The organism is uncultured Devosia sp. (assembly GCF_913055165.1).
Taxonomy (GTDB): Bacteria; Pseudomonadota; Alphaproteobacteria; order Rhizobiales; family Devosiaceae; genus Devosia.
In genome coordinates, this window is record NZ_CAJXJS010000013.1 from 1 (window position 1) to 14726 (window position 14726).

At 62.5% G+C, this 14726-nt stretch carries 13 protein-coding genes; 5 read left to right on the forward strand and 8 right to left on the reverse strand.

The window, feature by feature from the left end; all coding sequences use genetic code 11:
• Positions 1 to 153 precede the first annotated feature (153 nt).
• Positions 154 to 2700, forward strand: a complete 2547-nt coding sequence (gene infB / locus QZ564_RS06305) for a translation initiation factor IF-2 (protein WP_297106632.1) — start codon at positions 154 to 156, stop codon at positions 2698 to 2700.
• Between the two features lie 80 nt (positions 2701 to 2780).
• Here the strand turns inward: infB and QZ564_RS06310 are convergent, their stop codons facing one another.
• The 8 genes from QZ564_RS06310 to QZ564_RS06345 all read right to left on the reverse strand — a co-directional run bounded on the left by QZ564_RS06310 (position 2781) and on the right by QZ564_RS06345 (position 10954).
• The gene (locus QZ564_RS06310) at positions 2781 to 3965 is read right to left on the reverse strand and encodes an ABC transporter substrate-binding protein (protein WP_363311695.1); all 1185 of its coding nucleotides are present in this window, start codon (positions 3963 to 3965) and stop codon (positions 2781 to 2783) included.
• On the reverse strand, positions 3962 to 4408 hold the full coding sequence (locus QZ564_RS06315) for a GNAT family N-acetyltransferase (RefSeq protein WP_297106446.1): 447 nt from the start codon (positions 4406 to 4408) through the stop codon (positions 3962 to 3964). Before QZ564_RS06315 ends, QZ564_RS06310 begins: the two co-directional genes overlap by 4 nt.
• A gap of 154 nt (positions 4409 to 4562) precedes the next feature.
• Positions 4563 to 5258 (reverse strand): L,D-transpeptidase, encoded by a 696-nt coding sequence (locus QZ564_RS06320; RefSeq protein ID WP_297106447.1) that lies wholly within the window; start codon positions 5256 to 5258, stop codon positions 4563 to 4565.
• A 144-nt stretch (positions 5259 to 5402) separates the two neighbouring features.
• The gene (locus tag QZ564_RS06325; RefSeq protein ID WP_297106450.1) at positions 5403 to 5957 is read right to left on the reverse strand and encodes an alpha/beta fold hydrolase; all 555 of its coding nucleotides are present in this window, start codon (positions 5955 to 5957) and stop codon (positions 5403 to 5405) included.
• Between the two features lie 123 nt (positions 5958 to 6080).
• Entirely contained in the window at positions 6081 to 8225 is a 2145-nt protein-coding gene (gene pnp / locus QZ564_RS06330) for a polyribonucleotide nucleotidyltransferase (protein WP_297106453.1), read from the reverse strand.
• A gap of 303 nt (positions 8226 to 8528) precedes the next feature.
• Positions 8529 to 8876: a 30S ribosomal protein S15 gene (gene rpsO / locus QZ564_RS06335; RefSeq protein WP_297106639.1), complete on the reverse strand. Its 348-nt coding sequence runs from the start codon at positions 8874 to 8876 to the stop codon at positions 8529 to 8531.
• A gap of 127 nt (positions 8877 to 9003) precedes the next feature.
• Positions 9004 to 10707: an HWE histidine kinase domain-containing protein gene (locus QZ564_RS06340; protein ID WP_297106455.1), complete on the reverse strand. Its 1704-nt coding sequence runs from the start codon at positions 10705 to 10707 to the stop codon at positions 9004 to 9006.
• A 52-nt stretch (positions 10708 to 10759) separates the two neighbouring features.
• Positions 10760 to 10954 carry a hypothetical protein gene (locus QZ564_RS06345; protein ID WP_297106458.1) on the reverse strand — a complete coding sequence of 65 codons (195 nt, stop codon included), beginning with the start codon at positions 10952 to 10954 and terminating at the stop codon, positions 10760 to 10762.
• Between the two features lie 94 nt (positions 10955 to 11048).
• Between QZ564_RS06345 and miaB the strand changes: the two genes are divergently transcribed.
• The 4 genes from miaB (at position 11049) to ybeY (ending at position 14670) form a co-directional block, all read left to right on the forward strand.
• Positions 11049 to 12458: a tRNA (N6-isopentenyl adenosine(37)-C2)-methylthiotransferase MiaB gene (miaB, locus tag QZ564_RS06350; protein ID WP_297106461.1), complete on the forward strand. Its 1410-nt coding sequence runs from the start codon at positions 11049 to 11051 to the stop codon at positions 12456 to 12458.
• Positions 12459 to 12490: 32 nt separating this feature from the next.
• Positions 12491 to 12793, forward strand: coding sequence for a hypothetical protein (locus QZ564_RS06355; RefSeq protein WP_297106464.1), 303 nt, complete (start codon positions 12491 to 12493; stop codon positions 12791 to 12793).
• A 327-nt stretch (positions 12794 to 13120) separates the two neighbouring features.
• The gene (locus QZ564_RS06360; protein ID WP_297106467.1) at positions 13121 to 14182 is read left to right on the forward strand and encodes a PhoH family protein; all 1062 of its coding nucleotides are present in this window, start codon (positions 13121 to 13123) and stop codon (positions 14180 to 14182) included.
• Between the two features lie 11 nt (positions 14183 to 14193).
• Complete coding sequence (ybeY, locus tag QZ564_RS06365; RefSeq protein ID WP_297106470.1) at positions 14194 to 14670, forward strand: rRNA maturation RNase YbeY; 477 nt, start codon at positions 14194 to 14196, stop codon at positions 14668 to 14670.
• The last annotated feature ends 56 nt before the right edge of the window (positions 14671 to 14726 follow it).

Here is a 14726-nt window from a genome sequence, read left to right on the forward strand (position 1 = left end):
CGCCCCGGCGGGACGTCGCGTGGGCCTTCGCGCTCGACCGTGGTCGTGGAAAAACGCACCCGCGTGGTGCCCAAGCCAGGCGGCCAGCCGGGCATGGGTGGCGCCCGTTCGGGTGCACCGGGTGGCCAGGGCGGTCGTCCGCAGGGTCGACCCATGCAGCAGCAGAACCGCGCCCCGCTCGGGCTGAGCGCCGCCGAAGCCGAAGCCCGCCGTCAGGCGCTGGCCCTGGCTGGTGCCCGCCAGGCCGAAGACAAGGAGCGTTTCGCCGCCGAAGAAGCCCGCCGGATCGAGGATGAGAATCGCCGGCGGCAGATTCGCGAAGAAGCGGCTCGCGCTGAAGAAGAGCGCGCCAGGGCCGAGCAGGTCCGGCAGGCCGAAGAAGCCGCCGCGCGCAGTGCCGAGCCCGAACAGGAAGCCCCTGCCCCGCGTGAAGATTATGTGCCGGCCAGCCAGCGCAATCCCGGCCCGTCGGCCGTGCGCACCGTGTCGGGCCGTCCCGGTCAGGCCAACCGGCCGCAGCGGGCTGAGCGCCCTGCCGGCCGTCCCGGCGAAGGCGAGCGTGGCCCCCGTCCGGCCGGCGATCGCCGCCCCGCAGCGGGTGGTGCCGCACGTCCTGCCGGAGAACGCCGTCCGGGCGCCGGCATGTCCCCGATCGGGAATGTGCCTCCTGCCCCGCCGAGCGAAGCCGATGGCCGCCGCACCCGTACCGGTGCACCCCAGCATCGCCCGACCACGGCCGCGGAACTGGAAAATGCCCGCCGCGCCAGCCGTGCGCAGCCCGAGCGCCCGTCGCGGCGCGGCGCCGATGATGGCTCGTCGCGCGGCCGCCTGACGGTTGCCAGCGCCACCACGGAAAGCGATCGCGATCGCGGCCCGTCGCTGGCCGCCATGCGCCGTCGTCGCGACAAGAAGATGGGCCGCAACCAGCAGGATGCGCCCAAGCTGAGCCGCGAAGTGATCATTCCCGAAGTCATCACGGTGGGCGAGCTGGCCAACCGCATGGCCGAGCGCTCGGTAACCGTCATCAAGATGCTGATGCAGCAGGGCGAGATGGCCAAGATCACCGATGTGATCGATGCCGATACGGCCGAGCTGATCGCCACCGAACTGGGCCACACCGTCAAGCGCGTCAGCGAAGCGGACGTCGAAGAAGGTCTGTTCGACCTGCCCTCCGACGACAAGGCCGAGGATCTGGCCGATCGTGCCCCGGTCGTGACCATTATGGGTCACGTCGACCACGGCAAGACGAGCCTGCTCGACGCCATCCGCGAAGCCAATGTCGTCAGTGGCGAAGCCGGCGGCATCACCCAGCATATCGGCGCCTATCAGGTCGAAAAGAACGGCAACAAGATCACCTTCCTCGACACCCCGGGCCACGAGGCGTTCACCGCCATGCGTGCCCGCGGCGCCCAGGCGACCGATATCGCGGTTCTGGTGGTGGCGGCCGATGACGGCGTCATGCCGCAGACCATCGAATCCATCAAGCACGCCAAGGCGGCCAATGTGCCGATCATCGTGGCCATCAACAAGATGGATAAGCCCGAGGCCAATCCGCAGCGCGTCCGCACCGAACTGCTGCAGCACGAAGTCTTCGTGGAATCCATGGGCGGCGATGTGCTCGACGTGGAAGTCTCGGCCAAGACCCAGGCGGGTCTGGACAAGCTGCTTGAGACCATCCTGCTGCAAGCCGAAGTGCTCGAACTCAAGGCCCCCCATGACGGGCGGGCCGAGGGTCTGGTCATTGAAGCCAAGCTCGACAAGGGTCGCGGCGCCGTGGCCACCGTGCTGGTTCAGCGCGGTACGCTCAAGGTCGGAGACATCGTGGTGGCCGGGACCGAAATGGCCCGCGTCCGCGCGCTGATCAATGACCAGGGCGAGCAGGTCAAGGAAGCCGGTCCCTCCGTGCCGGTGGAAGTGCTGGGCTTCTCGGGTGTGCCGAGCGCCGGTGACCGCTTCTCGGTCGTCGAAAGCGAAGCGCGTGCCCGCGAAGTCACCGAATATCGTCAGCGCGCCATCCGCGAAAAGACCGCCGGTGGCGGTGCCACCAGCCTTGAGCAGATGATGAACCAGCTCAAGGCCTCGGGCATTTCCAAGTTCCCGCTGGTCATCAAGGGCGACGTGCAGGGTTCGGTGGAAGCCATCGTGGCTTCGCTCAACAAGCTCTCGACCGAGGAAGTCTCGGCCCAGATCCTGATGAGCGGCGTGGGCGGCATCACCGAAAGCGATGTCACCCTGGCCTCGGCTTCGAACGCCATCATCATCGGCTTCAATGTCCGTGCCAACAAGCAGGCGCAGGACCTGGCCACTCGCGACGGCATCGAAATCCGCTATTACAACATCATCTACGACCTCGTGGATGACGTGAAGAGCGCCATGTCGGGCCTATTGGCGCCGGAACGCCGGGAAACCTTCATCGGCTACGCCAAGATCCTGGAAGTCTTCCAGATCACCAAGGTCGGCAAGGTCGCCGGCTGTCAGGTCACCGAAGGCATCGTGGAACGCGGTGCCGGCGTGCGCCTCCTGCGCGACGACGTGGTCATCCACGAAGGCAAGCTCAAGACGCTCAAGCGCTTCAAGGACGAAGTCAAGGAAGTGGCCGTCGGCCAGGAATGCGGCATGGCCTTCGAAAACTACGAAGACATCCGTGCCGGCGACGTCATCGAATGCTTCCGCGTCGAGACCGTCCAGCGCTCGCTGTAGGTGCTACGCAGCTGGAAAAATTGAAAAGGGCGCGGAACAATCCGCGCCCTTTTTGCTGAGCGGGTCACCATTATTGAACCTTACCCCAGGGCCTGAACTGCCAACTGCAACAAGCCGACGGCACCGCCAATGGTACTGACAATTATGATCGCCTCCCAGAGCCGGGCCTGCCATTTGAGCCTCGCATGTAAACCCCAAACTTTCAAAGTTTCAGGGGCACCAAAATAGACGGTGAATCCGCGTCTACGTACAGTGACAAGAGAAATGTTTTCGTGACCGATCATCTCCCTGTTCTTGGAGAATGCCACAAGGCCAAACGGTCCCTGGAATTCTGCTACCGAAAGTATCTTGGATAAAGCTGCTCGGCTTTCGGCAATGGTTTGCATGTGACTCTGTTCAAGTGCGGCAACTGCTTGTGAAATAACATGCATCGCCAGCACCGATGACAGGGATACTTCCTCTCCTGCGTCATCTTTGCCTAAAATTTCCTGTAGGTATTGTTGCACGATTGGATTGTAGTCATCGTACTTGATGTCACAGACCAATGTAGTTCCAACAGCGGAGTGGCGCAGATAATTGCGGTTTGAACCAAATGAATAAATCGGTGAGGGTAGCCGTCGTGAGCGCAGTTGCTCAATCAACCAGGTAGACTCATGGCTCGGAGCACAAATAACGACTGGGTGGCGTCCGGTGTCCATCGGTATGTCGACCTGCCCTATACTAAAGGTGACGTGATTGAGGTGGAAGTCTAGGTCGGCTGCTGCCTTGGTTAGATCGTCAAGTAAACCGGACGCATAGGAGTCTGGATGATCATCAAGGCTAAAAACCGTCAGATCGCGGCCACTGACGGTTTGCTGAATAAATCGCAAAAGGATCATGACCCGCCTGAAGTCAGGCGTGGTCACGCGGAATAGTTCGTTTTGATGTGGCCCCAGCAATGCCGTACGTGTTGCAAAGGACAGAATGAAGGGCACTTTGGCAAAGTCTGGGTGATTGGCAATCACTCCAGCGCAGGCGGAGTCGGAAGGTCCCACAATGGCCAAAGCACCAGCGCTAAGGCACCGACGAACGGCGTCGGCTACCAGTGATGGTTCGGAGCGATCATCCTCAATTACGAGCTCGACCGGCCGCCTTTGGCCCGTCAGGGCCTTACCGGTTTCCCAGGTGAGATACTTTTCTAGAGAGGTGACAATACCGAGCCCTTGACGCTTACGCTGTCCAGTTAGTGGTGCCACTACTCCGATCTTAACAGGAGTGCCGCTCAGGGCAGAGCTCGAGAATAGATTAGCGTTTTAGGAGTCTCTAGAAGCACTGTGTAGCCGTGTCTTTCGTAAAAGGATCGAGGGTCGCGTTTTGGAAGCAGGGTCTCATATAATTGGCTATTGCTCAAGATCATCGCGGAGAACCCATCCACGATTGCGGCCTGATGAACCAATCGGATGAGTTCAGAGCCAATTCCAAGGTTGTGTTGCCTATGGTCGACATAAATATTGCAGAGTTCCAGCACATCAGGAGCAAAACTATTGGAATAGCAGAACCCGACTAGAGTGTTGCCAAGCGTCGCTTTGAAGGCGGGGTAGTCCGATGCGAGATGGGCGATGCGGGCGGCCGTTTGGCCGGTGCGCATATAGCCGCGATAGAGCGCTAGGACATCTTCTGCGTCGTTCCCCGTCATTGGCGAGAAAAAAACATTGTGGTGGTTAGACATAGCGCACTCAATTCAAAAGCAGTCGAGCACCAACATAAACCGTAACGGTGCAAAGAAAAGGCCCGCCTCCAATGCTGGAGAGCGGGCCTTGGTGTTGCCGGGAGCGGGTGACTACGGTGGGGGTCCGCCGCCGGCAATTTCTTGAAACTGAGGTCTACACCACCGGGGTGAAACCCGGCGTCGCCACCAGGCTCCCTGGCGTACCATTGATCACCGTGACGCGCGCGCCGACCGGCACGCGGGCATAGAGATCGATGATGTCCTGGTTCATCAGCCGGATGCAACCCGAGGAGACATTGGTGCCGATGGTATAGGGCTCTGTGGTGCCGTGAATGCGAAACAGAGTGTCGCGGCCATTCTTGTAGAGATAGAGCGCACGGGGACCCAAGGGGTTTTCCGGGCCCGGACCCATGCCGCCGGCATAGGGTCCGTAGCGCTCCGGCTCGCGCTCGATCATGGATTTGGTCGGGGTCCAGCGCGGCCAGACGGCCTTGCGGCCAATGGTGGCCTCGCCGCGGAACACCAGGGCCTCGTCCTTGCCCACGCCGATGCCGTAGCGCAGGGCGCGATTGTTCTCCATGACGAGATAGAGGTAGTGCGCCGGCGTGTCGACCACCAGCGTGCCGGGCCGTTCGGAGGTGTAGTAGGGCACTTCCTGGCGCCACCATTTCGGATCGACGCGCCGCAGATCCATGGCGGCGACCGGATAGGGCTCGCCCGGCACCGGTCCATACATGCGCAGATAATAGGGATCGATGACCGGTTCCTGCACCACGGGCTGACGCGTGGTGGAACAGGCCGAAAGGGCAGTGGCGCTGAGGCCAAGCAGGAACAGGCGGCGGGAAATCAAAACAACAACCTCAAGGCAGACGGGAGAAAGCGGACGCCGGGCACGTCACGCTATTGAGTAACGCTTGGTGGCCTTAACGTGGCACCAATGGGGCCGTTCCTCGCCGCAATGTGATGGATGAGGCGCTGTGGTGCAAAGGACACACTAGTGCTCCGCCAAATCGCTGACGGCGGCAATGACCGCGTCGGCCGCCCCTGCCGCCTGGTGGTCGATGCCAGGCAGTATCTGCACCTGGGCGTTGGGCAGCAGGGCCTTGTAGCGCTTGGGATGGTCGGCTGGCACCACCTCATCCCTGTCGCCCTGCAGGATGACGAGCCGGGCCAAATCGACCAGTTTTTCGGACGCGTCTTCAGGCAGGCTGAAGCTCTCCATTTCCCAATCGGGTGCGCCCCAGAAGGGTGCCGCCACCACGATCACGCCTTTCAGGTTCACCGGCACTCCCAGCCGCGCCAGGCCTTGAAGCGCGATTGAACCGCCGAGGGAATGACCGACAATGATCAGATCATGCTCGATGCCCGTCACCTCTGACTCGAAAGCGGCCAGCCAGAACTCGGCCTTGGGATCATCGGGGTCCGGCATTTGCGGGGCCTTGAAGTGAATGCCCGAGGGCAGTCGGGCCTCCAGCGCCTCGCGGAGCCGGCTGCTGCCCTCGCCCTGATCCTGGGCGCCGGCGCTATGGATGAAGAGCACTGTGGTCATGGTGGGTCCCCTGCAACTGCTCCATCAACGCCGGCCGGCCCGCTTCCGGTTCCACCAGCCCCGTAAAAGAGAAGGCCCGGATCACTCCGGGCCTTCCGCATTCGTGTGGTCAAGAAGCCTGCCTTACTCGGCAGCGTCTTCCTTGGCTTCCTTGGCAATTTCCTTGCCGGTCTCCTGGTCGACGACCTTCATGGAGAGGCGGACCTTGCCGCGCTCGTCAAAGCCGAGCAGCTTGACCCAGACCTTGTCGCCTTCCTTGACCACGTCGGTGGTCTTGGCGACGCGCTGATCGGCCAGCTGGGAGATATGCACCAGGCCATCCTTGGCGCCGAAGAAGTTGACGAAGGCGCCGAAGTCGGCGGTCTTGACGACCGTGCCCTGGTAGATGGCATTGACTTCCGGCTCGTCGGTGATCGAGCGGATCCACTTGATGGCGGCTTCGATCTGCGACCCATCCGAGGAGGAAACCTTCACGGTGCCGTCGTCTTCGATGTTCACCTTGGCGCCGGTCTTTTCCACGATTTCGCGGATGACCTTGCCGCCGGTGCCGATCACTTCGCGGATCTTGTCGGTCGGGATCTTGAGGGTCTCGATGCGCGGGGCGAATTCGCCCACTTCACCGCGGCTCTCGGCCAGGGCCTTGGCCATTTCACCCAGAATGTGGATGCGGCCGTCCTTGGCCTGGGCCAGGGCCTGCTTCATGATCTCTTCGGTGATACCGGCGATCTTGATGTCCATCTGGAGGGAGGTGACACCGTCTTCGGTGCCGGCCACCTTGAAGTCCATGTCGCCCAGGTGATCTTCGTCACCCAGGATGTCGGACAGCACGGCGAACTTGTCGCCTTCCAGGATCAGGCCCATGGCGATACCGGCCACCGGCTTCTTCATCGGCACGCCGGCATCCATAAGCGCCAGCGAAGTGCCGCAGACGGTTGCCATCGAGCTCGAGCCATTGGACTCGGTGATCTCGGAAACCACGCGGATGGTATAGGGGAATTCCTCGATCGAGGGGCGGATCGGGTTGATGGCGCGCCAGGCGAGCTTGCCATGACCGATTTCGCGACGGCCGGGCGAACCCATGCGACCCGCTTCACCGACCGAATAGGGCGGGAAGTTGTAATGCAGCAGGAAGTTTTCCTTCTTGGTGCCTTCCAGGCTATCGATGAACTGCTCGTCTTCAGCCGTGCCGAGGGTGGCAACGACCAGCGCCTGGGTTTCGCCGCGGGTGAAGACGGCCGAACCATGGGTGCGCGGCAGGACACCGACTTCGGCCAGGATCGGGCGGACAGTCTTGGTGTCGCGGCCGTCGATGCGGCTGCCGGTATCGAGAATGTTCCAGCGCACGATCTTGGCCTGGAGGTTGTGCACCACTTCGCCCAGATCTTCCTTGGAAACTTCGCCCGCTTCGATCTTGGCGGCAAAAGCCTCCTTGACCTTGGCATTGGCGGCGTCCACGGCGGCATAGCGCGCCTGCTTGTCGGTCAGCTTATAGGCAGCACGCAGGTCGGCTTCGGCCAGTGCCAGGACTTCCTTTTCCAGATCCGAATAATCCGGAGCGGCAAAGTCGCGCGGTTCCTTGGCGGCCAGTTCGGCCAGCTTGATGATGGCCTCGATCACCTGGGCTGAGGCCTTGTGGCCGAACATCACGGCACCCAGCATCACCTCTTCGGAAAGCTCCTTGGCTTCCGATTCCACCATCAGCACGGCGTCGGCGGTGCCAGCCATGACAAGGTCGAGCTTGGAATCCGCACGGCGGTCGACCGGCAAGTTGAGGACATATTCGCCGTCGACATAGCCCACGCGGGCGGCGCCGATCGGGCCCATGAAGGGCACGCCCGAAATGGTCAGGGCGGCGGAAGCAGCGACCATGGCCAGAACGTCCGGATTGTTCTCCATGTCGTGCTGGAGCACGGTGACGATGACCTGGGTCTCGTTCTTGTAGCCATCGGGGAACAGCGGGCGGATCGGGCGATCGATCAGGCGGCTGGTCAGCGTCTCGTTTTCGGTCGGACGGCCTTCGCGCTTGAAATAGCCACCCGGGATCTTGCCGGCAGCGAAGTATTTTTCCTGGTAGTTGACGGTCAGCGGGAAGAAGTCCTGGCCCGGCTTGGGCGACTTGGCGCTGACAACGGTGGCGAGCACGACGGTCTCGCCCAGAGTGGCGAGCACAGCGCCATCGGCCTGGCGAGCCATCTTGCCGGTTTCGAGCGTCAGGGGCTGGCCGCCCCAGTTGAGCTCGACCTTGTGGTGATCAAACTTGATCGACATCTTTGTTCGTCTTTCCATTCTGCCGGAGGCGCGGGAACGCGGGGCCAGGCTAGCTCCCCACGAACGTCTCCGGTGTGCCCGCACTCGACGTCGCACCCATGTGCACGCCGGCTCAAAATCAGGCACGGGTTCATGTCTGGCACAGACAGAACATGGACAAGACAATGAGCCTCTCCAGCAGCGGAAGAAGCCGATAATCCTGCCATGCTCCGGCAATGCCGGCCTATGGCGCCGGGTTTTCCGGCATGCCCCAAAAGGGCAACCGGCGCGGAAGGCCTGGCCTCCCGCGCCGGAAAGCGTCTGTTAGCGACGCAGGCCGAGCTTTTCGATCAGCGTCTTGTAGCGGTTCTCGTCCACGCGCTTGAGGTAGTCGAGAAGCGAACGACGGGTCGACACCAGCTTGAGCAGGCCACGACGGGAATGGTTATCCTTGTTGTGGCCCTTGAAGTGCTCGGTGAGGTTCGAAATGCGCTCGGACAGGATCGCAACCTGAACTTCCGGCGAACCGGTATCGTTCGGCTTGGTGGCGTATTCCTGGATGAGCTGCGTCTTGCGTTCAGCAGTGATCGACATCGGGCATATCCTTTCGATAGAGGAGGATGTTGGTCGCCCCAGCCGGGATGTCGTCCAGGAGGGGCCATGACTGTGCAGGATCGGGGGCAAATGCCCCAAAAATCCGGCTGGCGCTGCTATAGGGCAAACAGGGTGCAAAAGCCAGAATTTATTGGAGGCGCGCATCTGGCCTGGCGAGAGGCCGCAACACAAGGCCCGACCAGAGTTATGGTGACATCGGTTCGTCCGGCCGCGCGGCGGCAAATTCGGGGTCGAGGGCGCTGAGCGGGACGGCAAATATCCACTCCACGCCATCCTCATGGACCTCCCTCCGCACCTGCGCTCCCAGGGACCCGCCGACCATGGTGCGCAGCACGATCGTGCCAAAGCCGGAGCCTTCGCCGACCACCAGCTTGCGCCCCAGATGCTCGCGCCAGCAGATGGATAGGGTGTCGGCGCTGCTTTGCCAATTGAGCTCCACCCGGCCCTCGGCTGCTGCAAAGGCGCCATGGCGAGTGGCATTGGTGGCCAATTCGTGCAGGGCCATGCCGAGGATCTGTGCGCCCTGCGGGTTGATGCGGATATCGGGACCCTCAATCGACAACCGGCTCTCTTCGGCCGGGCGGAACGGGGCCAGTTGCTGGTCGACGAGGTCGGCCAGCATCACACCGGCCCGGCCATGGGCGAGCAGCAGGTCGGTTGAGCGTGCCAGCCCCATGATGCGCCGCTCGAGCGCCGCCACATAGGTCGGGATATCGCTGGCGCCGCGGGCCGTCTGCTTGGCCATGGCAGCGATCACCGCCATCTGGTTTTTGGAGCGATGCGCCAATTCGCGCATCAGGAAGCGGATGTCCCTGTCGGCGGTCTGGCGCTGCTCGGACGCTTCGCCCAGCGCCTCGGATATCTCGGCGATTTCCGAAACCGGATAGGTGCGCGGATAGACCGCCTCGCCGCGGCCGAGACGCGCCGCGTCGAGGCGCAGGCCCTGCACCGAACTGCCGATGCGGCGGGCGATCAGCGCGGCCACGCCCGAAGCCAGGAGCGCGATCAACACGCCCCAGACGCCCAATTGCATCACCGATTCCTGCAAGGGCCGCTGCACCTGGCCAGCCGACGCCCAGGCAATGATGCGCCAACCGGTATAGCCCGAACGCCATTCGGCCGTGACCACGCGGTCGCCATTCCATTGCTCCTGCGCCCAGCTATCGCCAGCGTTCTCCTCGAGGTCCTGCCGAATGGGCAGGATGGACCCGATTTCGAGATTGGATTGTGCCGTGGCGGCAATGACCGCGTTATTGGTATCGACCAGAGCCGCATGCCATCCTTCTGGCAGTTGGCGCGATTGCAGGGCCGGAACCAGATTGCGCGCATTCTGGGTCATGGCCACCAGCCGCACCGGCTCGACGCCGGTCACCGGGAGCCAGACATTGAACACATAGGTTTGCGCCACCTGCCCGAAGAACAGCGGGGAGATGGTGGCCACGCCGCGTTCGATCGCGCTGATTGCCGTTTCGGGGTCAGACGAGTGCCCGAGTTCGTCGCCATAGTCGACCCGGGTGTTGAGCAATTGCTGGAAATTCTCGTCGACTGCGATCAGATAGGAGCCGCTTCCCGCCAGAGCGCTCAATGACCGGTCGTGAAAAGCGGCGAGATCGCCTTCTTCCAGGGCCTGGCTGGTGGAGAGGACGCGCAGCGTCGTCGCCATGCCACTGATTTCGCGGTCCACCGACTGGCCCATGGCCTGGACCGTGGCATTGGTGAGCGCTGCCAGAACACGTTGCTGGGAATCGTTGAAGCTATTGAGCAGCACCAGCGCCACCGCCAGGGCAGGAACGAGAATGGCAAGCACCAGGGCGATGAGATAGACTGCTATCGGGCGGCCACGCTGCGTCGCCGCCACAGTCCCTCTTTGGACCATTCTGTCCGTCATCTCGCCCCAGCTTTCCTTGCCTGCGCCGCCCTCTTTAGCGGGCGCGGGTTACTCAATACTTGGCACTTGCATCACTGGCCGGGAAGCTCTCGTCCACCGCTTCGTCGGTCTCATCCCAGCTTGCGGGCTGGTCGGCCATTTCCTCCGGACCGGCATTGCGCACCTGAACGGGAGAATCCTTGGGCCCGGGCTTGCGCCCATTCCGCAGGGCGGCGGCCTGATCGGATTTTTGTTTGTTGTCAGTCATCGAGATGCATCCTTCTGCGCGAGTACAACACCGCAGAAGCGCCCGAGGTTGCAGGGCATGGCATCTAACTTCAGGCTCTGGTAAACAGCGCCGCATGAACGAGACTGCAAGCAGCCCCCGGACCGCGCAAAAGCGCGTCTTCATCAAGACCTATGGCTGTCAGATGAATGTCTATGACAGCGACCGCATGGCCGATGCATTGGCCCCGCACGGCTATATGCCGACCCAGGAGATCACCGAGGCCGATCTGGTCCTGCTCAACACCTGCCATATCCGCGAAAAGGCCAGCGAGAAGGTGTTTTCCGAGCTGGGGCGGCTGAAGGAATTGCAGGGCGAAAAACGCGCCGCCGGTGGCGACATGATGATCGGCGTGGCCGGTTGCGTGGCCCAGGCCGAGGGCGAGGAAATTGCCCGGCGCGCCCCGGTCGTTGACATGGTCTTTGGGCCCCAGGCCTATCACCGCCTGCCCGACATGCTGGCCCGGGCCGAGGCGAACCGGCATATGCATCCGGCGCTCAAAAAGGCCGTGATCGATACCGACTTCCCCGAGGAAGACAAGTTTGCCCACCTTCCCGCGGCAAGGAAGGAAGCCACCATTGCCCGCGGGCTGACGGCGTTTCTGACCGTGCAGGAGGGCTGCGACAAGTTCTGTTCCTTCTGCGTGGTGCCCTATACCCGCGGCGCCGAAGTCAGCCGCCCGGTGGCCCAGGTGCTCGACGAGGCGCGCCGCCTGGTCGATGCCGGGGTCAAGGAAATCACCCTCCTGGGCCAGAATGTAAACGCCTATCACGGCACCGATGCCGCCGGGCGGGATGTGGGGCTGGGGGAACTCTGTTTCCTTTTGGCCGAAATCCCGGGCCTCGAGCGCCTGCGCTACACCACCAGCCATCCGCGCGACATGGATGACGGCCTGATCGCCGCCCATCGCGACCTGCCCTTGCTCATGCCCTATCTGCACCTGCCGGTGCAGTCCGGCTCGGATCGCATCTTGAAGGCCATGAACCGCAAGCACACGGCGGCCAAATACCTGGCCCTGATTGAGCGCATCAAGGCCGCCCGGCCCGACATGGCGCTGTCGGGCGATTTCATCGTCGGCTTCCCGGGCGAGACCGATCAGGATTTCGAGGACACGCTGACCATCATCCGCGAAACCGGCTATGCCTCGGCCTTCTCGTTCAAATACTCCACCCGCCCGGGCACGCCCGGCGCGACCCTGGGCGACCAGGTCGACGAAGCCATCAAGTCCGAGCGGCTCTATCGCCTGCAGGAGCTGGTCAACAAGCAGACCGCCGACTTCCACGCTTCCTGTGTCGGCAAGACGCTGCCCGTGCTTATCGAGCGCGTGGGCCGCATGCCCGGCCAGGTCGGCGGCCGGTCGCCCTATCTGCAGGCCGTGCACCTGGAAGGCTCGACCGATCTCATCGGCGCGATCCATGAGGTTGAAATCATCGGTACCAGCACCAATTCGCTCGAAGGGCGGCTGGTGCGGGCCGTGACGGCTTAGCCTTACCGCAGGTATGTTCAAAGGGTCAAAAAATGCAGTCCGATGAAGAAATTATGCTCAGTCGAGTACAATCCGAGACATTGGGCGCGCTACTTTCCATCCAGTCATATCGAGAGATCGCGCCAGCTTATTTTGACCGGCTAAGGGCGGCGGTGCTCGATGCAGTTGCATTTTTTGGCCAAGAGCCAACGATACCTGAGGCGCTATTTGAAGAACTAGCGGGTGCGGAACGTACGTTGCGAAACGAAGCTACCGCTTTTCCGGGTAGGACTGTCGCATGCGTTGACATGGCCGACTGGCTGGCAGAGCAGCGAAAACTTATCCGGTCGCTGTAGCATCCTCAACTCCCAACTCGCGCTCACCACAGCCCAGCCGCCAAGGCCCATCCTGCCGCTGCCGGCAGAAGCGCAGCGGCGCGTGGCTGAGGTGTTGGAACGGATGCAGGGGTAGCTAACGCGTGTCGTGGCTTGCCCTTCGAGCCCAGCTCTCATGGCCTTGCCGCCTCAAATCGCTCCGCTGGAGCGATTCGCGCCCTTGGCGACGGCGGCAAGCGTCACAATATTGCTACAGACAACGAACCCAAATCAGCCTAGCCTCGTTGTGGTCAGGGCGACGCGCTCCGCGGCGCCCCATTCGGGAGCCGAGAAAGTTTGAGCAGGCACTTGCCACCCACCGCCGATAACGCCCTCGCATCGCAACTCGAACTCGCCTTTGAAGATAATCGCCTGGCTGCCCAGCTCTATGGCGACTTCGACCAGAACCTCGCCCTTATCGAACAGCGCCTTGCCGTCAGCGCCACGCCGCGCGGCAATCATGTGCTTTTGAAGGGTGCGGCTTCCAAGGTCGATCAGGCGCGCCGGGTGCTGGAATCGCTCTATGCCGGCCTTGAAGAGGGCCGCAGCATGGACATTGCCGATGTCGATGCGGTGATCCGCATGATCGAGACCGAGGACAGTCAGCTGACCCTGCCCACGCTGGAACGCAAGGGCAAGGTGCGCATGGCCCAGATCGCCACGCGCAAGTCGACCATTGTCGCCCGCACCCCGGCGCAGGACGCCTATATGCGCGCCATGGAGCGGAGCGAACTGGTTTTCGGCACTGGCCCCGCCGGTACCGGCAAGACCTATCTGGCGGTCGCCCATGCTGCCAGCCTGCTCGAGCGCGGCGACATCAACCGGATCATCCTTTCGCGCCCGGCGGTGGAGGCCGGCGAGCGCCTCGGCTTCCTGCCCGGCGACATGAAGGAGAAGGTCGATCCCTATCTCCGCCCGCTCTATGATGCGCTTTACGACATGATGAAGCCCGAAAATGTCGAGCGCTGCATCACCTCGGGCATTATCGAGGTGGCCCCGCTCGCCTTCATGCGCGGCCGCACGCTCGCCAATGCCGTGGTCATTCTCGACGAGGCGCAGAACACCACATCCATGCAGATGAAGATGTTCCTCACCCGCCTGGGCGAGAACTCGAAAATGATCGTCACGGGCGACCCCAGCCAGGTCGATCTGCCGCGCGGCGAGAAATCGGGGCTGGTCGAGGCGATCAAGCTGCTGGACGGCGTCGAGGGCGTGCATATCTCGCGCTTCGGCGACAAGGACGTGGTGCGCCACGCGCTTGTGGGGCGGATCGTTCGGGCCTATGAGCAGGACGCCGCGCGCCGCCTCGCCGAAAAGGACGGGGACAGGGAAGGCCTGGCGCGGACACTGGGCACCCTGCCCCGGAGTTGAACCCCAAGCCGATGCCGTCCTCGCCCCCCCTGGAAGTTGCTGTCATCCGCAATGCGGATGGCTGGCCCGATCATTTCGACGCCCTGGCCGAACGGGCAGTGCTGGCCGCCCTGGCCGGTGCTAGGCCCAAGATCAAGGGCGCGGCCGAGATTTCGGTGCTGCTCACTGACGATGAGGAGCAACGCGCGCTCAATGCGCAATGGCGCGGAAAAGACAGCTCCACCAATGTGTTGAGCTTTCCACAGATTGAACCGTTCGCGCCCGTCATGGGGTTGCTGGGGGATATTACCCTGGCGCGTGAAACGCTGGAGCGGGAAGCGGCCGATCTGGGCAAGAGTCTCGACCATCATTTCACCCACCTTATGGTGCATGGCTTTCTCCATATTTTAGGGTATGATCACCTTGATGAGGCCGAAGCCCTTCAAATGGAGGGGCTGGAAACCAAGATATTGGCCGGGCTGGGGATAGACGATCCCTATGCTGATTGATCTCTGGCCATGGAACCCCAGCACTTCGGGGGCTTTTCCGGTCTCATAGGACAACA